Origin of the sequence: Paraburkholderia sp. UYCP14C, from assembly GCF_004197395.1 — a bacterium.
Taxonomy (GTDB): Bacteria; Pseudomonadota; Gammaproteobacteria; order Burkholderiales; family Burkholderiaceae; genus Paraburkholderia.
On the sequence record NZ_SELS01000092.1, the window covers coordinates 1 to 20,530 of the forward strand.

Consider the following 20,530-nt stretch of genomic DNA (forward strand, 5'->3'; position numbering starts at 1 on the left):
GATGTCCGGCGCTCAAACTACCCAGAACACGACATTTCTATTTAGCGGAAACCCGACATTTCTATTTGGGACCGACAAAGTCCCATCGGAAACTTTCATTTATGTAAAATTCGCCGCGCGCGTGGGCGGATGGCCGCGACGCGCGGCATAAAGGCGGCGTCACGACCGTCATCCCCGTCATAAAAAAGGACCGACATCAGCATGAACGATCTAACCGACCAATCCGTCCTGGCCCCGGCCAACGACACCCGGCGCCGCATCTTCGCGATCGTCGGCGCTTCATCGGGCAATCTTGTCGAATGGTTCGACTTCTACGTGTATTCGTTCACGGCGCTGTATTTCGCGCCGGCGTTCTTTCCTAGCGGCAACACCACCACGCAGTTGCTCAATACGGCGGGCGTGTTCGCCGCCGGCTTCCTGATGCGGCCGATCGGCGGCTGGTTCTTCGGCCGGCTCGCCGACAAGCGCGGCCGCCGCACCGCGATGATGGTGTCGGTGTTCATGATGTGCGGCGGCTCGCTCGTGATCGCGATGCTGCCCACCTACGCGCAGATCGGCGCGCTCGCGCCGGCGCTGCTGCTGATCGCGCGGCTGTTCCAGGGCCTGTCGGTGGGCGGCGAATACGGCACCAGCGCGACCTATATGAGCGAAGTCGCGTTGAAGGGCCGGCGCGGCTTTTTCGCGTCGTTCCAGTATGTGACGCTGATCGGCGGTCAACTGTTCGCGCTGCTCGTGCTCGTGATCCTGCAGCAGGTGCTGACGACCGACGAGCTGAAGGCATGGGGCTGGCGCGTGCCGTTCGCGATCGGCGCGATCGCCGCGCTGGTCTCGCTCTATCTGCGTAAATCGCTCGACGAAACCACCACCGCCGCGACGCGTGAGCGCAAGGAAGCAGGCACGCTGCGCGGCTTGTGGGAACACAAGGGCGCGTTCATGACGGTGCTCGGCTTCACGGCCGGCGGCTCGCTGATCTTCTATACGTTCACGACGTATATGCAGAAGTATCTGGTCAACACCGCAGGCATGCACGCGAAGACCGCGAGCTCGGTGATGACCGCCGCGCTGTTCGTCTACATGCTGATGCAACCGGCGTTCGGCGCACTGTCCGACAGGATCGGCCGACGCAATTCGATGCTGTGCTTCGGTTTGTTCGCGACAATCGGCACGGTGCCGCTGCTGCATGCGTTGAAGGACGTGACGAGCCCGGTCGCGGCGTTCGCGCTCGTCGTCGTCGCGCTGGCGATCGTCAGCTTCTATACGTCGATCAGCGGCCTGATCAAGGCGGAAATGTTTCCGCCGCAAGTGCGTGCGCTCGGCGTGGGGCTGTCGTATGCGGTCGCGAATGCGATCTTCGGCGGCTCGGCTGAATATGTCGCGCTGTGGCTGAAGGCGGCCGGCGTCGAGACGATGTTCTTCTGGTACGTGACCGCGCTGTGCGCGCTCGCAGGTATCGTGTCGCTGCGCATGCGCGATCCGTCGACCGAAGGGTATCTGCGGCACGAGCCGTGAGCGGCTGATAGAACACGGCGAAACGTCGTGCGGCGATGCGCGACGCGATTCGCCGCAGTCGAGCGGCGGCCCAGGGCAACCTGGCCGCCGCTTTTTTATCGCATTGACGTTCGCGGGTGAATTCGCAAACGCGGAGCAGGGCGCCTGGCTCAACTCACGATGATCCGTGTCCCCCACGCATGCAGCAGGTCGCGCAAGCTCTCGGCCTGTTCCATCCTCGCGCCGCTGCGCAGATGAATCTGCACCGCGCGGCCCGCGATGCCGTCGATCGGTTGCGCGAGCCATAACTCGACCGCGAGGCCTAGTCCTTCGGGTCGATCATCGACGACCGGTTCGATCACGCGCGGCCTGAAACACGCATTGTCTGACATGGCGAAATACCTCTGCGATGACGGGTCGTGCTCATCGTAATCAGCGGCGCGCGCGGGACCAAGTAACGAATACGCGTTTGCTAAGCAGGGAATGCTTAGCAGCAAATCGCAGGAGCACGCTCGCGCGGACCGCGACGCGTCTGTCGCGGTTCATACCGGCCTCGAGCGGTCGCCGACGAATTCGTCGCTCCTCGCGGTCTCATTCACCGCGACTGCGCCAACGGCCCCGAGCGTCGCCATCGACGGCGCCGCCGCCACGCCGGCGACGGCATCGGCGGCCGCGCTCGCCATCGGCAGACGTCCCCGCCAGGCCGCGCGCGCGAGCATCAGCAGATGGTAGTAAAGCCGCGCGCTAAAGCCGTACCTGTAGGCGAACAGATGCGTGCGCGCGATCCGCCAGCCCGTGCGCGCGTCGCCGTTTTTTGCGTGAATCGATACGACGATCGGTACGAAGCGCCGCAGCGCCTGCCGGCGCGACGCTTCGAGTTGCGCCGGCAGCCGCAGCGACTTCACGAACGCATAGGCGCTCAGCGTCGCGGCCATGCCCGTGCCGCGCGTGCTGTGCGAGATCGACGTCGCGGTCTTCCGATACACCGATACATAGTCGTGCAGATAAAACACCTCGCGCGCGGCAAGGCATAGCTTGGTGCCGAACACGTAGTCGCAGCAGACGCCGTAGCGCTCGTCATAGCCGATCCGCTTGACGAGCCGCGCATCGGCCATCCAGCCGTTGTTCGGAAACATCTGAATCAGGCCGGTGCGGCCGGCGAGCGGCTGCAGACCCTCACTGGCCTTGGTGCGCCGGAACGCCGCGTTCAGGCGGACGCTCGCGCCGAAGTCGATCGCGCCGTCGTGATCGGCTTCGTACTGGGCGCCGAATGCCGCATCGAGTTGCGGATAGCGCTGCCATAGCGACACGAGCCGGTCGACGGCGTCGCTCGTCAACAGATCGTCGTCGTGGATCAGCAGGATCTTGTCGCCGCGCGCCCGCGCGAACAGGCTCGACACGTTGCGCGCCTGGCCAAGCGGCGGCTCGTGCTTCTCGTAGCGCACGCGCGGCTCGTCGCGGTAACGCTGCAGGATCAGTTGGCGCGTGCGCGCGTCCGTCGAATCGTCGCCAATCACGATTTCCACGTGCCGATAGCTTTGCGCGAGGCACGAGTCGACGCATTCGACGAGCAGGTCGGGACGATTGCAGGTGGGCACGCAGATCGACACATAGGCTACGGGCGCATGGGCACGGGCAGAACTTGACGGGTTGGACATGGATGACGCCTTTTAACGATCGGAAGCGGCATAAAGCGGCAGACAGCGGGGGCACCCGGTTCGCAGGGCGCACACCTTGCCGCAAGCAGCAAAATAGTCCAAGGCGCCGAAAAAATATTCGGTAAAAATGAGGAAGAAATGTTTGCTTACAGAAAGCTGCTGGAAAGCAATCGTGATGCGGCCCGGGTCCGCGACGCAGCCCGGGCCGCCCTGGGGCAGGGATTTATTTTTCAACCGACTGACGGTTCGCCCTCGCCGGATTTTTTGCCCGGACGATCCGCGGGGGACCGCTTGTGGCCTTCGTCGTGGCGCTCGGGCATCTTGCTCTTCGCGTTGTCGCTATGCGCGGCATGGTGCGGATGCGCGAGATCCTCGGTCTGGGTGCCGGGCGCGCTTCCGGATTCGTTTTTGGCCGCGTTTTTGGCTTCGCCGTGGGATTTTTCCGTCGTCTTGCTCATCGCTGCTCTCCTGGAGGGAAGACAAACCTCCGGCAGCAAGACGTGGACCCGGCATTACGCCACCGGCGACCAAACTTGCGCCGCCTCTCACCGCCCCGCGCTCGGCGCGGCCTGCCCTCGAATCACGCGCGTGCCCGACGGGTCGTCGAGATGGCGGAAGATCCACGCGGACACGAGCGTGATCACACCGACGCACACGAACGCGAGCCGGAAGCCGAGTTCCGCCGAGCCCCACTGGGCCGCGAACAGATTGACGAGCCCGCCGCCGATCGATACGCCGAGCCCGATCGCGAGCATCTGCACCATCGAGAACAGGCTGTTGCCCATGCCGGCGTCTTCGTGCGACAAGTCCTTCAACGTGACGCTGTTCATCGCCGCGAACTGCATCGAGTTGGCCGCGCCGAACACCGCGAGGATCGCGATTTCGATCACGAGCGGTGTGCCGCGCGAAATCAGCGAGAACGCGACGATCGCCGAGCCGACGATGATCGTGTTGACGAGCAGGAACGTGTCGTAGCCGTAGCGGCGCACGAGCGGCGCGATCCAGCGTTTCGCGAGCGTGCCGGCGAGCGCCGCGGGCAGCATCATCAGACCGGAGTGCAGCGGCGAATAGCCGAGCTGCAATTGCAGCAGCAGCGGCACGAGGAACGGCACCGCGCTCGAACCGACCCGGCACACGAGATTGCCGATCAGGCCGACACTGAAATTCGGCTCGCCGAACAGCGACAGCCTGAACAGCGGATCGCGGCGGTTTCTCGCGTACGGAATGTAGGCGAGCGCGCTGGCGACGGCCACCGCGAACAGCCCCGCCGACCACGCCGCGCGATGCGAGGAGACCGGTGCGTCGATCGCGAGCGAAAACGCGATCATGCACAGCGACAGCAGCGCGCAGCCGATCACGTCGAACGGTGGTGCCTGGGTCTCGTCATGCGACGGCAGAAAGCGGTGCACCGCATACAGACCGAGCGCGCCGATCGGCACGTTGATCAGAAAGATCCAGTGCCACGTGATTGCCTGCACGAACCAGCCGCCGAGCGTCGGCCCGGCGATCGGCCCGAGCTGACCCGCGATCGAAATGAACGCGAGCGCCGACACGTATTGCTCGCCCGACACGCTGCGCAGCACCGCGAGCCGTCCGATCGGCAGCAGCATCGAGCCGCCGAGGCCTTGCAGCACGCGCGCCATCACGAGCTGGCCGAGGGTGTGCGCGCTCGAGCAGCAGATCGAGCCGAGCACGAACACGAGAATCGCGGCGAAATAGACGCGGCGGGTGCCGAAGCGGTCGGCGAGCCAGCCGGAGGCGGGGGTCAGCATCGCCATCGTCAGCGTGTAGGCGACGACGACCGGCTGCATCGCGAGCGGCGCGACGTGCAGGCTGTTCGCGATCGACGGCAGCGCGGTGTTGACGATCGTGGTGTCGAGCGACTGCATGAAGAAGCCGGCGGCGACGATCCACAGCAGGGCGGTCTGAGAGGAATCCTTGGTCATGTTTTCGACAGCGGGTGCGGCGGCAAAGCGCCGCCAGAGCGGGGCGAGGCGGAATTCCGTCATCTTATTGACATCCACGTCAATCGGGAACCCCACTAGACTCGCTGACTGTTATCGACAATGCCGATAAGCAGCGCGACAATCACGCATGCTCAATCCCATCTGGCTCAAGACCTTCTCGACCGTCGCGGCCTGCCATAGCTTCACCGAAGCGGGGCGGCGGCTCGATCTGACGCAGTCGAGCGTCAGCGAACATATCCGGCGCCTCGAACAGAGCGTGGGCCGGCGCCTGTTCGTGCGCGACACCCATTCGCTCGCAATGACGCCCGACGGCGAAGCGATGCTCGCGCACGCGAGCGTGATTCTGCAGGCACTGTCGCGCGCGGAATCGCAGTTCCGCGCGCCGCGCCTGAAGGGGCGCGTGCGGCTCGGCTCGTCGGACGACATCGCGCTCGGCCCGCTGCCTACCGTGCTCGCGGCGTTTCGCAACGCGCATCCCGACGTCGAACTCGAAATCACGATCGGCATGACCGGCAGGCTCTACGAACTGCTCGACGCGGGCTCGATCGATCTGCTGGTCGGCAAGCGCCGGCTCGGCGACCGGCGCGGCGTGCCGCTTTTCACGGGCCGGCTCGAATGGCTCGCGCGGACCGGCACGCTCGTCGATCTGAGCCAGCCGCTGCCGCTGATCCTGGTCGCCGAGCCGAGCGTGACGCGCGCGGTTGTGCTCGACGCGCTCGCCGAAGCCGGCGCGAGCTGGCAGATCGTCTGCACGAGCAGCAGTCATTCCGGCTGTATCGCGGCCGCGCGCGGCGGACTCGGCATCACCGTGCGGCCGCAGTATCTGGCCGCGCGCGGGCTCGCGCCGCCATTGAATGCGGCTGGACTGCCGACGTTGCCGTCGGTGGAATTCATCGCGCTCGCGGCGAAGCGTTTGAGCCGGCCCGCGGGCACGCTGCTGCAGTTGCTGCATGACAGCGATCTGCGTGGGTCGTGGATCGGCGAGTGAGGCAGGGCGTGCGCCGCGGCGTTTCAGGACGCCTCATGCCACCGGCCATGCCACGCTCAAGCCGGCATCTTCCGGAACGAAATCGCGAAGCGGTTCCATGCGTTGATCGCCGACACGAGCAGCGTCAGGTCGACCAGTTCCTCGTCGCTGAAATGCGGCCGCACCGCATTCCATACCGCGTCGGGCACGTGATCGTGCGACACCAGCGTGACCGCTTCGGTCCATTCGAGCGCCGCGCGTTCGCGGTCCGTGAAGAACGGCGTTTCGCGCCACACGACCACGGTCGCGAGACGCCGCTCGGTTTCGCCGCCTTTGCGCGCGTCCGCCGTATGCATGTCGACGCAATACGCGCAGCCGTTGATCTGCGATGCGCGCAGCCGCACGAGTTCGGTCAGCGATTTTTCGAGCGCCGACTTGCCGATGCGCTCTTCGACGCCGAGCAAGGACTTGATCGCGGCGGGGTTGGCTTTGTAGAAGTCGAGACGTTGTTCCATGATGAGCTCCTGGACGTTGGGACGATGCGATGCAGCGGATTGGTGGTTAGCTTAGTCCGTCGTTTGGACCATCGAAATGGCCGATTCCAGATATTTTCAGGTAACCACTTTCGGACGCGGCGCGCACCTGGCGAGCATCCTTACCGTCGACAGTGACATCGTTGCCGCGTGCGAGCCGATTCGGTATGGTGGGTCATCGATGCTCGACTTGCGCCTTTCACCGTGATCCGGAGACCTGCCCCATGACCGTTGCCGCCGACCCGTCTCTTCCGCCCACCGCGCCGATCCGCACCGATGTCCTGATCGTCGGCGCCGGTCCCGTGGGTCTGTTCGCGGCATTCGAGGCCGGGGTGATCGGCCTCAGCTGTCAGATCGTCGACATACTCGGACGCGTCGGCGGCCAGTGCATCGAGCTGTACCCCGACAAGCCGATCTACGACATCCCGGCGATTCCATCGTGCACGTCGCGCGAACTGGTCGAGCGGCTGATCGCGCAATGCAAGCCGTTCGATGTGCCGATCCATCTGGAACAGCGCGTCGACTCGGTCGAGCAGCGCGACGACGGACGCTGGACCGTGCGCACGCAGCAAGGCCTCGTGTTCGACGTGGCGGCGATCTTGCTCGCCGCCGGCAACGGCGCGTTCGTCCCGCAAAAGCTCGGGCTCCCCGAGGCCGTGCCGCTCGAACAGCGCCACGTGCATTACAGCGTGCCGCGCGTCGCCGATTTCGCCGACAAGATCGTGGTCGTCGCGGGCGGCGGCGATTCGGCGCTCGACTGGGCGCTGGCATTACGCAAGGTCGCGCGGCGCGTGACGCTCGTGCATCGGCGCGCCGGCTTCAGCGCGGCCGATTCGAGCGTCGAGCAGATGCGGCGCGCGGTCGAGGCGGGCGAGATGGACTTCGTCATCGGTGGCATCGCGGCGCTCGATGTGGAAGACGGCGCGCTGCGTTCCTTGACGCTGCGGCAGATCGACGGCGAGACGCAGCTCGAAGCCGAGCATCTGATCGCGCTGTATGGACTCGTCGCCGATCTCGGCCCGATCGCGCAGTGGGGACTGGCGATTCACGGTGGGCGCGTCGATGTCGATACATCGAACTACGAAAGCTCGCGGCCCGGCATCTTTGCCGTCGGCGATATCGCCAACTATCCGAACAAGCAGAAGCTGATCCTGTCGGGCTTTCACGAAGCGTCGCTCGCGCTGCGCAAGGCGTACGCGTACGCGTACCCCGACAAAAAACGCGTGCATGTCCATTCGAGCTACGACACCAGGCTCGCGGAAAAGATCGGCGCGGCGGGTTGACGGGCGCGCAGGCGCAGCGGCCGTTTCGAATCGCGACACGTGCGCACTGGCAGCGAGGGCGAACCGAGCCGGACGTCGGCATGACGCGACGCTCGGCCCGTTCTCGCCTGCTCGCGTTCCTCACGGCAGCCACTATTTGCCCGCTGGTTCACTCGCGGCGGCCGCGGCGCTCGCGGCCTTGTCCTTCTTCTTGGCCTCATGGTGGCCGACCGCGCAGCCCGCGGCCGCGCCCGCCGTCCCATGATGCCCGGCAAGATGGCCGCCGACGCCGCCCACGACTGCGCCTTTGGTGCAGCCTTCGGCCTGCGCGACGGTGGAGGCGAAACCCAATGCCGCGGCGAGAGCGAGCGGGGCCGCGTAGTTCGTGGTGAAAGCCGTGAATATCTTTTTCAATTGACACTCCTGTTTTTGCTAGTGAAGGGCAAATCGGAACACCGAAACCGCCACGCGGCGACGTATTCCGTCCTGACCCGCTAGCAATCGCGGGGCCCGCCGTTATAAGCTTGGCGCCTTGTGAGCCGGCGCGCGTGCGCGCTTCGCGACGCCTCCCCGGCCCATGCGTGGACCGCGCAACCGCTTGCGCGAACGCTTCGCCGCCGGCCAGGCGCGAGGTTTGCTTAAAACGAAAATTCCGATCACGTGTCCACCATGAACCAGCTTGATGCTTCTTCTTCCGGCGACCACGGCGGCCACGCTCGAGTGCAGGCCGAGGCCGCGCCGTCAGCGACCGTCGGTGTCGACTATTCGTCGCTCGTTCAGGCGATCTCGGACTACGCGATCTTTCTGCTCGACGCGAAAGGCAACATCGTCAGCTGGAACGTCGGCGCGCAGAAGCTGAAGGGCTACACGGAAAGCGAGATCGTCGGCCAGCATTTCTCGCGCTTCTACACCGAGGAAGCCGTCGCGCGCGGCTGGCCGACCTACGAGCTGGAACAGGCGACGCTGAGCGGCCGCTTCGAGGACGAAGGCTGGCGGGTGCGCAAGGACGGCACGACGTTCTGGGCGAACGTCGTGATCACGGCGGTTCGCAACGCGGCGGGCGAACTCACCGGCTTCGCGAAGATCACCCGCGATCTGACCGCGCAGCGCGAATATCTCGAAGCGTTGCGTCAGAGCGAGGAGCGCTTCCGTCTGCTCGTCGATAGCGTAAAGGACTGCGCGATCTTCATGCTCGATCCGCAAGGCTTCGTCGTCAGCTGGAATTCGGGTGCCGCGCGCATCAAGGGTTACACGCACGACGAAATCGTCGGCCGGCATTTCTCGCTGTTTTATGTGCCCGAGGAGGCGGCCGCCGGCAAGCCCGCGCGCGAACTCGCGATCGCGCGGCAGATCGGCACCGTCGAGGACGAAGGCTGGCGCGTGCGCAAGGACGGCTCGACCTTCTGGGCCAACGTGATCATCACCGCCGTGTACGACGAAGCGCGCCGGCTGCGCGGCTTCGCGAAGATCACGCGCGACCTGACCGAGCGGCGCCGCCGCGAGGAGCTCGAACGGTCGAGCGAGCGCCTGCGCGAATTTCTCGCGACGCTCGCGCACGAACTGCGCAATCCGCTTGCATCGGTGCGCAACGCGGTCGGCACGCTGCAGATGGAGACCAATCTGAGCCCGGTGGTCGCGCGCGCGCGCGATCTGATCGATCGCCAGGTCACGCACCTGACGCGGCTCGTCGACGACCTGCTCGACGTCGGCCGCATCATGTCCGACAAGGTCGAACTGCGCATCTCGCGCGTCGATCTCGCCGAACTCGTCGGGCGCGCGATCGAAGCGGCGCGACCTTTCACCGACTCGCGAGAGCAGCGCGTGACCGCGCATGTGCCCGAGGATCCGGTGATCATTCGCGGCGATATGACGCGGCTCGTGCAGGTGCTGCAAAACCTGCTGCACAACGCGTCGAAGTTTTCACCCAAAGGCGGCGTGATCGAGGTGCAGGGACGGGTCGACTTTCGCATGGCGGTGCTCGAAGTGCGCGACCCCGGTTGCGGCATTCCGGTGCGCTCGCTCGACAAGATCTTCGAACTGTTCGCACAGGAAAAGGACGGCCAGAACGTCGGCGAGGGCGGGCTCGGGATCGGCCTCACGCTGTGCAAATCGCTCGTCGAAATGCATGGCGGTAGCATCGTCGCGAGCAGTGAAGGACCGGGACACGGCAGCACGTTCACGTTGAGCCTGCCGCTCGCGCCCTCGCAGTCCGACACCACGGACAGCGGCACGCTCAACGCCGCGCCCGAGGTGCAGCCGCTGCGGATTCTGCTCATCGACGACAATCGCGATTCGGCCGACAGCCTCGCGATGCTGCTCGAACTGAAAGGCCACGAGGTGCGTACTGCCTACGAGGGCGAGCAGGCGCTGCAGATCGCGCCGCGCTTCTCGCCGCATCTCGCGCTGATCGATCTCGCGATGCCGAAGATGGATGGCTATGCGACGCTCGCGGCGATGCGCGCGCTGCCCGAGACGGCCCGCACGATGTACGCGGCGATGACGGGCTTCGGCCATGCGAGCGATCTCGATCGCACTCGCACGGCGGGTTTTCATGCGCACCTCGTGAAGCCGGTCGAGATGGCGGTCCTCGACGCGTTGCTCGCGAAGGCGGATGGACGTCTGAGCGGAAGTGGCGGGAGGTAGCCGCTGTTTCGCCGCGCGGCTGACTCGCCAGCCGGGGCACGGTGTTTGCTGTGACTCTGCATGCGTTCCGGTCCGTCGTCACTCGGCGGGCAGAGGACCGCACCGATGCAGGGAGACACGATGCTCGACGCCCGCGACCACGCTGCCGGCTTCAAGGTCCCAACACGCCAGGTCCCAGATCGGCATGGCGGCAGCGCACTACGCGCGGGCGCCAGCGCGCCGCAGCCCGTCAACCCCGCGATGTCGCTCGACGGTTTCCTGGGCGACGCGCGATTCGATGCGAACGATCCCGCTGGGCTCGGCGCACTGCTCGCCGATCTGATCGAGCGCGGCTACGATCGCGCGCCGAGCATGCCGTTGCCGGGGCATGGCGAAACGTTGGTGCGCTGGCGCGCGCTGGCGGCGGTTGCCGCGTGCGACCTCGGTCTCGTCAAACTGTTCGAAGGCCATACCGATGCGCTCGCGATTCTCGCTGAGCTGAATGGTCCGTTGCCACCCACGGCAAGCCGCTGGGGCGTGTGGGCCGCCGAGGCGCCGGACGCGCGGCTGCGCGCGATCAATGAAGGAATCCAGAACGTTTCCGGCGCGGGCGCTTCGGTACGCCTGTCCGGCACCAAAGCCTGGTGCTCCGGCGCGCAGGCGCTCACCCATGCGCTCGTGACCGCATGGCGCGACGACGAGCCCGTGCTCGCGGCCGTTGCGCTGAACCAGACCTCGATCTCGATCGATACCTCGAAGTGGCAGGCGGTCGGCATGCAGGCGACCGCGAGTGCGGATGTCACGTTCAACGACACCGTGGCGACGCTCGTCGGCGAGCCCCATGCGTATCTGCGTCGTGCGGGCTTCTGGCATGGCGGCGCCGGTATCGCCGCGTGCTGGTACGGCGCGGCCGCACAGATCGGCCGCGCGCTGCGCGACGCGTGCGCCCGGCGCGCGGATGCGCATCGGCTGGCTCATCTCGGTGCGACTGATGTCGCTTTGCAGTCGGCCGCCGCGGTACTGCGCGAAACCGCCGCGTGGATCGACGCGCAGCCGTCGGCCGATGCGCAAACGCGCGTGTTGCGCGCGCGTCTGGCGGTCGAAGAGGCCGCGAGCGCCGTGATCGATCACGCGACGCGCGCGCTCGGCGCGGGCCCGTTGTGCCGCGATGCGCGCTTTGCGCGAGCGCTCGCCGATCTGCCGGTGTTTCTGCGGCAAAGCCACGCGCAACGCGATCTTGCCGCGCTCGGCGAACGGCTCGTCGCGTGCGTCGACCCGACCGCCGTGCCTGCAGCGCATCACGCGTCTTCGCAAACACTGACGGCGTGGACGCTATGACGCTTTCTCCCCAGCCTTCGGAGGATCGCTGAGATGAGCTCGACGATGCTGTACTTCGATGACCTTTACCGGCACAGCGACGATCCGTGGCGCTTGCGCGAAGGCTGGTACGAACGCCGCAAGCGTTCGCTGACGCTCGCGCTGCTGCCGCGGCCGCGCTATTGCAATGCGTTCGAACCGGGCTGCGCGAACGGCGAGTTGACGGCCGCGCTGGCGACGCGCTGCGACGCGCTGCTCGCCGCCGATCTGCATGCGCGCGCCGTCGAGCTCGCGAGCGAACGCGTGGCGGGCGCATCGAACGTGCGCGTCGAACGGCGCAGGGTGCCGCGCGAATGGCCGACGGAGCGCGGTCCGTTCGATCTGATCGTGATCAGCGAGTTTGCGTACTACCTCGACGCCGCCGAGCTCGAAGCGCTGGCCGCGCGCATCGCCGGGTCGCTGACGACGGACGGCACGCTGCTCGCCTGTCATTGGCGCCGCCCGTTCGCCGAAGCGAGCGAATCGGCCGATCATGCGCACGCGCTATTCGATGCGCGCTGCGGTCTCGCGCGTCTCGCGCATCACGATGAAGCCGACCTGCTGATCGACGTGTGGTCGCGCGACGCCCGTTCGGTCGCGCAGCGTGAGGGGCTTCTATGATCGGCGTGATCGTTCCGGCGCATAACGAAGAGGCGTTGCTCGCGCGCTGCCTCGCGGCCTTGCTCGAAGCGTCGCGACACGAAACGCTGGCCGGCGAGGAGGTGCGGATCGTCGTCGCGCTCGACGCGTGCAGCGATTTCAGCGGCGCGATCGCGCGCGCTTACGGCGTGCAGACGCTCACGCTAAAGGCCCGCAACGTCGGGATCGCCCGGGCGCTCGGCGCGTCGCTGCTGCTCGCGCACGGCGCGCGCTGGCTTGCGTTCACCGATGCCGACAGCCGGGTGTCGCCGGATTGGCTGGCCGCGCAACTGGCGCTCGGCGCCGATGCGGTGTGCGGCTCGATCGCCGTCGACGACTGGGGCGCGCATCCGCACGGCGTGCGCGAATATTTCCGCAAGACCTATGTCGACGCCGACGGGCATCGTCATGTGCACGGCGCGAATCTCGGCGTCTCCGCGGACGCCTATCGGCGCGCGGGCGGCTTTCCGCCGCTCAGGTGCAGCGAGGACGTCGCGCTCGTCGATCGTCTGATCGCGACTGGCGCGCGCATCGCGTGGAGTGCCGCGCCGCGCGTGACCACGAGTGCGCGAACCGCGGCCCGCGCGCGCGGCGGCTTCGGCGACACGCTGATGTCGTGGGCGACGGATGGCGCGCTGGCCTGATCGACGCCGGTGCGTCGCGAGTCGCGAGCTCGTCTCGCTCGCAACGATCCGGACACCAGAACGTTGGCACGGCAACACGCCGCGAGGAGGACGAACATGAGGGACGCGCTTTTCGTTCTATTCGGCCAAGGCAGGGAACTCGACCCGTTGCAGATGGGGATGCGCTCGATCGCCGTGTTCGTGATCGCGCTCGCGCTGATCCGCGTATCGGGGCGACGTTCGTTCGGACAGCGCTCGCCGTTCGATTCGGTCGTCGTGATTCTGCTCGGCGCGACGCTGAGCCGCGCGATCGTCGGTGCTTCGCCGTTTATCGCGACCGTGGTCGCGTCGTTCGCGATCGTCGCGTGTCACCGGATGCTCGCGTGGGCGTTCATGCGCTCGCGCCGTTTCGAACTGCTGGTGGGCGGCACCGAGCGCGAGTTGTTCAGCGACGGCAAGTTCCACGCGAACGAAATGCACGCGGCGCTAGTCACGCGCACCGACATCGAGGAAAGCGTGCGGCAGAAAACCGGTTCGCGCTCGATGGACAACGTGGCGGCCGCGATTCTCGAACGCAATGGCGAGGTGAGCGTGATTCGCAAGCGCGCGTGAGCGCGTGAAGCGGTGGAGGGTGGGGCGGCTGCGTGCAGCCACTCAAGCGGCGCCCCTCAGCCGCGCCCGCCGCGCGAAATCTCCGCGCCCGCGCCGCGCGGCAAGCGCAGCGTCACGGGAATCGACGCGAACGAGCACAGCCCGACGACGAGAAACGCGGGCCAGAAATCCGACCACGTGATGCTCGGATGCCCGTGCAGCGCGCGCGAAATCTGCAGCACGATCCCGCCGACCGTCACGCCGAGACCGAGCGACATCTGCTGCACGACGCTGCCGAGGCTCGTCGCGCGGCCGACGTCGCGGCTCGCGATCTCCGCATAGGTCAGCGAATTGAGGCTCGTGAACTGCAACGCGGGGAAAAAGCCGCCGAGCAGCACCACGACCCAGATGATCCACGTCGGCGTGTGCGGGAAGAACAGCCCGCACGCGGCGATCGAAATGCCCGATAGCGCGGCGTTGAACACCAGCACCTGGCGAAAGCCGAAGCGGCGCAGCACCTTCGAGGCGATCGTGCGCATGAACATGCCGCCGAACGCGGACGCGCAGGTGATCAGCCCCGATTGGAACGCGCTCATGCCGTGACCTTCCTGCAGCAGCAGCGGCAGCAGAAACGGCAACGCGCCTAGACCGATGCGAAACAGCGAGCCGCCGAGCACGCTCGCCTGGAAGGTCGGCACCTTGAAAAAGCGCAGATCGAGCAGCGGCAGCGCGACGCGCTGCGCGTACACGACGTAGATCGCGAGCAGCACCGCGCCGAGCGCGCACATGCCGAACGCGTCGGTATTCGAAATCAGTTCACCGCCGACCAGCGACAATCCGAGCAGCAGCAATACCGCGCCGGCCGCCGACAACAGGAAGCCGATCCAGTCGAGCGGCCCCGGGTCGGGCTCGCGCGTATTGGCGATATAACGATTGGTCAGATAGATGCCGAGAATGCCGATCGGCACGTTGATGAAGAAGATCAGCCGCCAGTGCAGATACGTGGTGATGAAGCCGCCGAGCAGCGGACCGGCGGCGGGGCCGAGCATCGCGGGCACGCTCAGGTAGTTCATCGCGCGGATGAAGTCGGCTTTCTCCACCACGCGAAAGATGATGATGCGCCCGACCGGCACCATCATCGCGCCGCCGACCCCCTGAATGAAGCGCGCCACCGTGAAGGTGGCGAGGGAGTTGGACGCGGCGCACAACAGCGAGCCCGCAATGAAGATGGCGATCGCCGTGCGGAACACCGTGCGCGCGCCGAACTTGTCGGCGAGCCAGCCGCATACCGGAATGAACACGCCGAGCCCGAGCACGTAGCTCGTCACCGCGATCTTCAGCGTGACCGGATCGCGCGCGAAATCGCGCGCCATGGCCGGCAGCGCAGTGACGATCACGTTGGCATCGACGCTTTCCATGAACATGGCGCACGCGACGATCAGGGGCGCAATCAGAGCTTTCTGAGTCTGGGCGACGGTCATGACGGCGAGGCTGCGGCGACGCGTCGCAGGCAAAGGGGTCATTATTGCACCTGTACGGTGCGGATTGTTAATACCTGCGCGACCGTTGCCGCCCTTTACGAATTTTCTGTATCCGACACGCGACGGTGGCGCGGCGCCCCCGCCAATCAATATTGATTTTTGTTGCGCTGCGCCATGAGATGACTATAATCGGGTTATTGCTTAGGTACAAACCCTAATGAGGAGCCGCCATGAACACCGCATCGAATGCAGTCCGTTCCATCCCCGCCGCCAACACGTTTTTCGGCAAGCTGCGCGCGCTGGCGCTGCATGCGCTGAACCTGCATCTGCAGAACTGCGCCGTGATCGCCGAAGCGTATCGTCGCCCGAACTAAGCGCGGCAGATGTTGCCGGCGGCCCGCGCAAGCCCCGGCTGCCGTGTCGATGCCCGCTCGAGTAGCGGGCATTGTGCTTTCTGCCCCCGTGAGGCGCGTGGGTTGCGTCGCGGCGGCGTTGCACTGCGAATACGCGGCGCACGCCTCTCCACCGCGCGCCGGGTGGCATCCCCGGCGAGGCCGGTGGCACCCGGACAGACGTCCGCCGCCAGCCATTCTGCTCCGCCGTCGCCATTTCCCTTCCGGTCCGGCGCCTCACGCCGCGCGTGCTGCGCAGCCGATACCGGTTGCCGCGCCGCGCCTCTGCCCCTGATTACGGCACCCCCAGCCGCGATCTTGATGCCTCGCATCGCGCGAAGAAGCATTACAATCGCGCGCTTTTGACACGCGCCGCGCAAGTGAACTGACAGCAAAATTGCTAATGGTGTCAACCTTTTGCACGTTTTGCCGTTATCTCTTTGTAATCGCCGCCACAGGCGATACCGCGCGTGACGGCCCGTCGCCGCGACCGCTCCTCGCAAGGCCCGCATTGACCATGTTTCACCGACTTCAACACAGCTTCGAGCGCCCCCGCGCGCTGCTCGGCCGTGCATCGAAAGCGCTTTGCAGCAAGGGGCTTCTGTCGCCCGTGCTCGCGCTCGTCATTTGCGGGCTGCTGCTGGTCGTGCTGCAGCATCTGTCCGAGGCAGTGAACTACCGTTCGGTGATCCGCGAACTGCGCGCGCTGTCGGCGCGCGAGTGGATCGGTGCGCTCGGCGCGACTGCGCTCAGCTACGTCGCGCTGGTCGGGCGCGACGCGGTCGGCCTGCGCTATCTCGGCGCGAAGGTGCCGCGCGCGGCGCTCTGGGTCGGCGCGACCGCCGGTTCGGCGCTCGGCAATGTGACCGGTTTCGGCGCGCTGACGGGCGGGGCGGTGCGCGCGCGGGTGTACGGCGTCGCCAACATCACGCCCGCGCAGATCGGCCGCATGACGGTGTTCACCAGCGTGTCGCTCGCGCTCGCCCTCGTGTTGATGACCGCGCTCGGCATGGTCTGCATGGCCGGTCAGCTCGCGCCGATGCTGCATCTGTCGCCGGTCGCGCTGCGCTGGAGCGGCGCTGCGCTGCTGATCGCGCTGGTGCTCGCGGCCGCCGCGTGCCGCCGCGAAACGCGGCCGGTCCGCACACGCTGGCAGTGGCTCTCGTTCGATATTCCCGCGCGCGGCGATCTGCTCGCGCAGGTCGCGCTGGCGGTGCTCGACGTGGTCGCCGCGGGCCTCGCGCTGTGGGCCTTGCTGCCGCACGCGAACGTGAGCTTCGTCGGCTTCATCACCGTGTACGCAGCCGCGATGCTGCTCGGCCTGATTGGCCATACGCCCGGCGGCGTCGGCGTGTTCGAGGCGGCGATGGTGTTCACGCTGAGCGGCAGCGTGGCGATGCATCAGATGGTCGCCGCGCTGCTCGCTTATCGCGCGATCTATTTCGGCGTGCCGCTGGTGGTCTCCGCGGCGCTGCTCGCGGGCTTCGAGGGGCGCGCGCTGAAAAGCCGTTTGTCGATGCTGCAGGCGGAGCGCGTGTCGGAACTCGCGCCGCTGTTTCTGAGCCTCGTCACCTTCGTGGTCGGCGGCATGCTGGTGATTTCGAGCGCGACGCCGGCGTTCTGGCAGCGTATTCATATACTGCGCGACCTGGTGCCGCTGTGGGTGCTGGAAAGCTCGCAGATGCTGTGCAGCGTGCTCGGCGTGCTGCTGCTGTTCGTCGCGCGCGGGCTGCTGCGGCGGCTCGATGCGGCGTGGTGGATGACGCTCGCGCTCGCGCTGCTGAGCCTCGCGCTGTCGCTGACTAAGGGTCTCGCGTTCGTCGAAGCCGGTGTGCTCGGCATGCTGATCGTACTGCTGCTCGCGACGCGTAAGCGCTTCAACCGTCATTCGTCGCTGTTCGCCGAGCGTTTTACGGCCGGCTGGCTCGTATCGATCGCGATGGTGCTGATGCTCGCGACGTGGGTCATGCTGTTCGCTTTCCGTGACGTGCCGTACACGCGCGACCTGTGGTGGCAATTCGCGTTCGACGAGCGCGCGCCGCGCGCGCTGCGCGCGACGCTCGCCGCGAGCGTGTTCGCCGCGACCTTCTCGTTCTGGCAATTGCTGCGTCCGGCGCCGGGCCGCTTCGTGAAGCCCGCGCCCGAAGATCTGCACGACGCCGCGCGGATCGTGCGCGCCCAGGAGCGCAGCGATGCCGGTCTCGCGTTGATGGGCGACAAGAGCTTCCTGTTTTCGGAATCGCGCGAGGCGTTCCTGATGTACGCGAAATACGGCCGCACGTGGGCCGCGCTGCACGATCCGGTGGGGACGCGCGAAGAGTGGGCGGGTCTCATCAAAAAGTTCGTCGCGCTCGCGCATGCGCACGGCGGTCGCGCCGCGTTCTACCAGGTACGCGCGAATGCGTTGCCGCTGTATCTCGACGCCGGCCTCACGCTGATGAAGCTCGGCGAGGAAGCGCACGTCGTGCTCGACGACTTCGATCTGAAGGGCTCGCACCGCGCGCATCTGCGCTATGCGCTCAAGCGCGGCGAGCGCGACGGCTACTGCGTCGAAGTGATCGATCAGGCGCAGGTGCCGGCGTCGCTCGAAACGCTGCGCGGCATTTCCGACGGCTGGCTCGACAGCCGCGACGCGCGCGAGAAGAGCTTCTCGGTCGCGGCTTTCCATGACGAATACCTCGCCGCGCAGTCGGTGATGCTGGTGCGCCAGAACGGCGAGCCGGTCGCGTTCGTGACTTTCATGACGACCGACATGAATACCGAGGCGACCGTCGGCGTGATGCGCCACGTCGAAAGCGCGTCGCCGTACGCGATGGAATATCTGTTCACGCAGCTCGCGCTGCATCTGAAACAGGCGGGCTTCCGCTCGCTCAGTCTCGGCATCGCGCCGCTCTCCGGCGTGCAGCCGACCCCGCTCGCGTCGCGCTGGCATCGGCTGGCGGGCATCGTGTGGCGCTTCGGCGGCCGCTTCTATAACTTCCGCGGACTGCGTGCTTTCAAGAGCAAGTTCCAGCCGCACTGGGAGCCGCGTTATCTCGCGGCATCCGGTTCGGGCGTGTTCTTCACGCTCGCGGACCTGTCGCTGCTGGCAGGAGGCCGGCGTTCATGACATTGCATCCGTTGTTCCGGCTCGCCGTCGCGGCGAGCGTTCTGAGCTGCGGCGCGCTCGCGCACGCGGCCACCACCACCGTGCCGGGCGGCCGCTATGGCGACGTGCGCGTGACCGAGCCCGAGGGGCCGCTGCGCGGCTTCGTCGTGCTGTATTCGCAGGCGAGCGGCTGGAGCGCGGCCGATCAGCAGAGCGCGGATGCGCTCGCCAAAGCGGGCGCGATGACGGTCGGCGTCGATACCGCGCACTACGCTGCGAACCTGGCCGCGAAAAAGGAAACCTGTCATCAGCTGGTGGGCGATGCCGAGGCGCTGAGCCATCAGCTCGAACGGCAATCGCAGTCGAGCCGCTACTTCGCGCCGATCGTCGCGGGTACGGGGCAGGGTGCGACGCTCGCGATGCGCGTGCTCGAGCAGGCGCCGTCCAATACGGTGGCGGGCGCGGTGTCGATCGACGCCGATCACACGCTCGACGCGCGCTTCGAGCCGTGCCGGCCCGACCCGACCGTGATCCGCGACAAGGTCCCGGGCTTCGTCGAAAAGGCGAGCACGGGCGATGCAGATCGCACCCGTCTCGTTGCATTGTTGACGCCACATCTGCAGCCGGTCTCGACGAGCGCCGACGACGTGTCCGACCTGCCGCTGATCGAGTTGCCGGCCGCACATCCGAACGGCCTGATGGCGATCGTGATTTCCGGCGATGGCGGCTGGCGCGATCTCGACAAGACGATCGCGCTGGCGCTGCAGAAAGATGGCGTGTCGGTGATCGGCTGGGACAGCCTGCGCTATTTCTGGAGCGAGAAGCCGCCGGCGCAAACGAGCCACGATCTCGCGCGCGTGATGCAAACCTACAGCGAGCGCTGGCACGCGCAGCACATCGCGTTGATCGGCTATTCGTTCGGCGCCGACGTGATGCCGTTCGCGTATAACCGGCTGCCGCAGGCGCAGCGCGATCAGGTGTCGCTGATTTCGCTGCTCGGCTTCGCGCCCGACGCCGATTTCCAGATTCGCGTCGGTGGCTGGCTCGGCATGCCAGCGAGCGACAAGGCGCTGAACGTGCGGCCCGAGTTGACGCATGTTCCGCCGTCGATCGTCCAATGCTTCTATGGCGCGAGCGAAACCGACACGCTGTGTCCGGCGCTCGACAAGACCGGTGTCGAAGTCATCCGTACCTCCGGCGATCATCACTTCGGCCGCGATTACAACGCGCTTGAGCAGCGCATTCTCACGGCATTCAAAAAGCAGAGCGGCGTGCGCGATTGATCGCGGTGTCGGTCGTATCGGCGGGGCGCGCTGGCTGGCGCGCCCCGCTTTTTTTCGGGCCGTTCGCGCCGGAATACCGCAATTGATTCGCCGTTGGCATCAGCAGCGGTTAGGAAGGCTGACCAATATCCGCGCGCAACGACTCGCGCTCCGCGGGGATTGACAAAGCCTGCCAAGTCGACGAAGATCGCCGACATGAACTGCCTCGACATCCGTATTGCGCTGATTATTAGCATCATTCATCGAATGGTGGGTTAGCGCGCGTCGACTTGCAGTGACACATAACCCGCCAAACGAGGCGGGTTTTTTTATGTCCGCTTTCAGGTTCATTCTCTGCCTGCCTCCTGGCGAACATGTTGCGATTGCCATCGTTCGATGTCGATTGCCGTTGGTTCGTTGTTGCATCTAATGTTGCCACCCAGGAGCTTGCCGTGCTGTTGATCGAACTCGAACAGGCCGTCGCAGCGGCCGGGCGCGTCGCGCCGTCCCACGACTATCTTAAGAAGACCCTGACCGCGCGCGTCTACGACGTGGCGCGCGAGACCGAACTCGAACGCGCGCCGAATCTGTCGGCGCGCTT

Annotated in this window: 19 protein-coding genes; 11 read left to right on the plus strand and 8 right to left on the minus strand. The window is 66.3% G+C overall.

Annotation, left to right across the window (positions count from 1 at the left end; translation table 11 throughout):
- Positions 1-201 precede the first annotated feature (201 nt).
- The gene (locus EVC45_RS40140; protein WP_129963660.1) at positions 202-1,509 is read left to right on the plus strand and encodes an MFS family transporter; all 1,308 of its coding nucleotides are present in this window, start codon (positions 202-204) and stop codon (positions 1,507-1,509) included.
- Between the two features lie 149 nt (positions 1,510-1,658).
- Here EVC45_RS40140 and EVC45_RS40145 read toward each other — a convergent pair whose 3' ends face one another.
- The 5 genes from EVC45_RS40145 to EVC45_RS40165 form a co-directional block, all read right to left on the minus strand.
- On the minus strand, positions 1,659-1,880 hold the full coding sequence (locus EVC45_RS40145) for a hypothetical protein (RefSeq protein ID WP_129963661.1): 222 nt from the start codon (positions 1,878-1,880) through the stop codon (positions 1,659-1,661).
- A 150-nt stretch (positions 1,881-2,030) separates the two neighbouring features.
- Positions 2,031-3,146 (minus strand): glycosyltransferase family 2 protein, encoded by a 1,116-nt coding sequence (locus EVC45_RS40150; RefSeq protein WP_129963662.1) that lies wholly within the window; start codon positions 3,144-3,146, stop codon positions 2,031-2,033.
- Positions 3,147-3,158: 12 nt separating this feature from the next.
- Positions 3,159-3,380, minus strand: a complete 222-nt coding sequence (locus EVC45_RS40155; RefSeq protein WP_129963663.1) for a hypothetical protein — start codon at positions 3,378-3,380, stop codon at positions 3,159-3,161.
- Positions 3,377-3,604 carry a hypothetical protein gene (locus tag EVC45_RS40160; RefSeq protein WP_129963664.1) on the minus strand — a complete coding sequence of 76 codons (228 nt, stop codon included), beginning with the start codon at positions 3,602-3,604 and terminating at the stop codon, positions 3,377-3,379. Before EVC45_RS40160 ends, EVC45_RS40155 begins: the two co-directional genes overlap by 4 nt.
- 87 nt (positions 3,605-3,691) lie before the next feature.
- Entirely contained in the window at positions 3,692-5,092 is a 1,401-nt protein-coding gene (locus tag EVC45_RS40165; protein WP_248295448.1) for a DHA2 family efflux MFS transporter permease subunit, read from the minus strand.
- 148 nt (positions 5,093-5,240) lie between these two features.
- On the opposite strand from EVC45_RS40165, the gene EVC45_RS40170 reads away from it, so the two are divergent.
- Positions 5,241-6,101, plus strand: a complete 861-nt coding sequence (locus EVC45_RS40170) for a LysR family transcriptional regulator (protein WP_129963666.1) — start codon at positions 5,241-5,243, stop codon at positions 6,099-6,101.
- A gap of 56 nt (positions 6,102-6,157) precedes the next feature.
- Here the strand turns inward: EVC45_RS40170 and EVC45_RS40175 are convergent, their stop codons facing one another.
- Entirely contained in the window at positions 6,158-6,595 is a 438-nt protein-coding gene (locus EVC45_RS40175; RefSeq protein ID WP_129963667.1) for a carboxymuconolactone decarboxylase family protein, read from the minus strand.
- A 242-nt stretch (positions 6,596-6,837) separates the two neighbouring features.
- Here EVC45_RS40175 and EVC45_RS40180 point away from each other — a divergent pair, with 242 nt between their 5' ends.
- The gene (locus EVC45_RS40180) at positions 6,838-7,896 is read left to right on the plus strand and encodes an NAD(P)/FAD-dependent oxidoreductase (RefSeq protein WP_129963668.1); all 1,059 of its coding nucleotides are present in this window, start codon (positions 6,838-6,840) and stop codon (positions 7,894-7,896) included.
- Between the two features lie 132 nt (positions 7,897-8,028).
- On the opposite strand, the gene EVC45_RS40185 is transcribed toward EVC45_RS40180, so the two are convergent.
- Entirely contained in the window at positions 8,029-8,226 is a 198-nt protein-coding gene (locus EVC45_RS40185) for a hypothetical protein (protein ID WP_129963676.1), read from the minus strand.
- Positions 8,227-8,544: 318 nt separating this feature from the next.
- On the opposite strand from EVC45_RS40185, the gene EVC45_RS40190 reads away from it, so the two are divergent.
- From EVC45_RS40190 to EVC45_RS40210, 5 genes are all read left to right on the plus strand, one after another.
- Positions 8,545-10,518: a PAS domain-containing sensor histidine kinase gene (locus EVC45_RS40190; protein ID WP_129963669.1), complete on the plus strand. Its 1,974-nt coding sequence runs from the start codon at positions 8,545-8,547 to the stop codon at positions 10,516-10,518.
- Between the two features lie 120 nt (positions 10,519-10,638).
- Positions 10,639-11,835: an acyl-CoA dehydrogenase family protein gene (locus EVC45_RS40195; protein WP_129963670.1), complete on the plus strand. Its 1,197-nt coding sequence runs from the start codon at positions 10,639-10,641 to the stop codon at positions 11,833-11,835.
- 33 nt (positions 11,836-11,868) lie between these two features.
- The gene (locus EVC45_RS40200; RefSeq protein WP_129963671.1) at positions 11,869-12,474 is read left to right on the plus strand and encodes an SAM-dependent methyltransferase; all 606 of its coding nucleotides are present in this window, start codon (positions 11,869-11,871) and stop codon (positions 12,472-12,474) included.
- Positions 12,471-13,136, plus strand: coding sequence for a glycosyltransferase family 2 protein (locus EVC45_RS40205; RefSeq protein ID WP_129963672.1), 666 nt, complete (start codon positions 12,471-12,473; stop codon positions 13,134-13,136). Before EVC45_RS40200 ends, EVC45_RS40205 begins: the two co-directional genes overlap by 4 nt.
- A 96-nt stretch (positions 13,137-13,232) precedes the next feature.
- Complete coding sequence (locus EVC45_RS40210) at positions 13,233-13,727, plus strand: DUF421 domain-containing protein (protein WP_129963673.1); 495 nt, start codon at positions 13,233-13,235, stop codon at positions 13,725-13,727.
- 56 nt (positions 13,728-13,783) lie between these two features.
- Here the strand turns inward: EVC45_RS40210 and EVC45_RS40215 are convergent, their stop codons facing one another.
- Positions 13,784-15,187: an MFS transporter gene (locus tag EVC45_RS40215; protein WP_129963677.1), complete on the minus strand. Its 1,404-nt coding sequence runs from the start codon at positions 15,185-15,187 to the stop codon at positions 13,784-13,786.
- Between the two features lie 230 nt (positions 15,188-15,417).
- On the opposite strand from EVC45_RS40215, the gene EVC45_RS45920 reads away from it, so the two are divergent.
- The 3 genes from EVC45_RS45920 to EVC45_RS40225 all read left to right on the plus strand — a co-directional run bounded on the left by EVC45_RS45920 (position 15,418) and on the right by EVC45_RS40225 (position 19,950).
- Positions 15,418-15,561: a hypothetical protein gene (locus EVC45_RS45920; protein WP_168991635.1), complete on the plus strand. Its 144-nt coding sequence runs from the start codon at positions 15,418-15,420 to the stop codon at positions 15,559-15,561.
- 535 nt (positions 15,562-16,096) lie between these two features.
- Entirely contained in the window at positions 16,097-18,688 is a 2,592-nt protein-coding gene (gene mprF / locus EVC45_RS40220) for a bifunctional lysylphosphatidylglycerol flippase/synthetase MprF (RefSeq protein ID WP_211193556.1), read from the plus strand.
- A complete protein-coding gene (locus EVC45_RS40225) occupies positions 18,685-19,950 on the plus strand; it encodes a virulence factor family protein (protein WP_129963675.1) in 1,266 nt (421 codons plus the stop codon). Before mprF ends, EVC45_RS40225 begins: the two co-directional genes overlap by 4 nt.
- Positions 19,951-20,530 lie beyond the last annotated feature (580 nt).

Coding starts and splice junctions, on each gene's coding strand:
- EVC45_RS40140 (WP_129963660.1), top strand. CDS start 202: ATGAACGATCTAACCGACCAATCCGTCCTGGCCCCGGCCAACGACACC.
- EVC45_RS40145 (WP_129963661.1), bottom strand. CDS start 1,880: ATGTCAGACAATGCGTGTTTCAGGCCGCGCGTGATCGAACCGGTCGTC.
- EVC45_RS40150 (WP_129963662.1), bottom strand. CDS start 3,146: ATGTCCAACCCGTCAAGTTCTGCCCGTGCCCATGCGCCCGTAGCCTAT.
- EVC45_RS40160 (WP_129963664.1), bottom strand. CDS start 3,604: ATGAGCAAGACGACGGAAAAATCCCACGGCGAAGCCAAAAACGCGGCC.
- EVC45_RS40165 (WP_248295448.1), bottom strand. CDS start 5,092: ATGACCAAGGATTCCTCTCAGACCGCCCTGCTGTGGATCGTCGCCGCC.
- EVC45_RS40170 (WP_129963666.1), top strand. CDS start 5,241: ATGCTCAATCCCATCTGGCTCAAGACCTTCTCGACCGTCGCGGCCTGC.
- EVC45_RS40175 (WP_129963667.1), bottom strand. CDS start 6,595: ATGGAACAACGTCTCGACTTCTACAAAGCCAACCCCGCCGCGATCAAG.
- EVC45_RS40180 (WP_129963668.1), top strand. CDS start 6,838: ATGACCGTTGCCGCCGACCCGTCTCTTCCGCCCACCGCGCCGATCCGC.
- EVC45_RS40190 (WP_129963669.1), top strand. CDS start 8,545: ATGAACCAGCTTGATGCTTCTTCTTCCGGCGACCACGGCGGCCACGCT.
- EVC45_RS40195 (WP_129963670.1), top strand. CDS start 10,639: ATGCTCGACGCCCGCGACCACGCTGCCGGCTTCAAGGTCCCAACACGC.
- EVC45_RS40200 (WP_129963671.1), top strand. CDS start 11,869: ATGAGCTCGACGATGCTGTACTTCGATGACCTTTACCGGCACAGCGAC.
- EVC45_RS40205 (WP_129963672.1), top strand. CDS start 12,471: ATGATCGGCGTGATCGTTCCGGCGCATAACGAAGAGGCGTTGCTCGCG.
- EVC45_RS40210 (WP_129963673.1), top strand. CDS start 13,233: ATGAGGGACGCGCTTTTCGTTCTATTCGGCCAAGGCAGGGAACTCGAC.
- EVC45_RS40215 (WP_129963677.1), bottom strand. CDS start 15,187: ATGACCGTCGCCCAGACTCAGAAAGCTCTGATTGCGCCCCTGATCGTC.
- EVC45_RS45920 (WP_168991635.1), top strand. CDS start 15,418: ATGAACACCGCATCGAATGCAGTCCGTTCCATCCCCGCCGCCAACACG.
- mprF (WP_211193556.1), top strand. CDS start 16,097: ATGTTTCACCGACTTCAACACAGCTTCGAGCGCCCCCGCGCGCTGCTC.
- EVC45_RS40225 (WP_129963675.1), top strand. CDS start 18,685: ATGACATTGCATCCGTTGTTCCGGCTCGCCGTCGCGGCGAGCGTTCTG.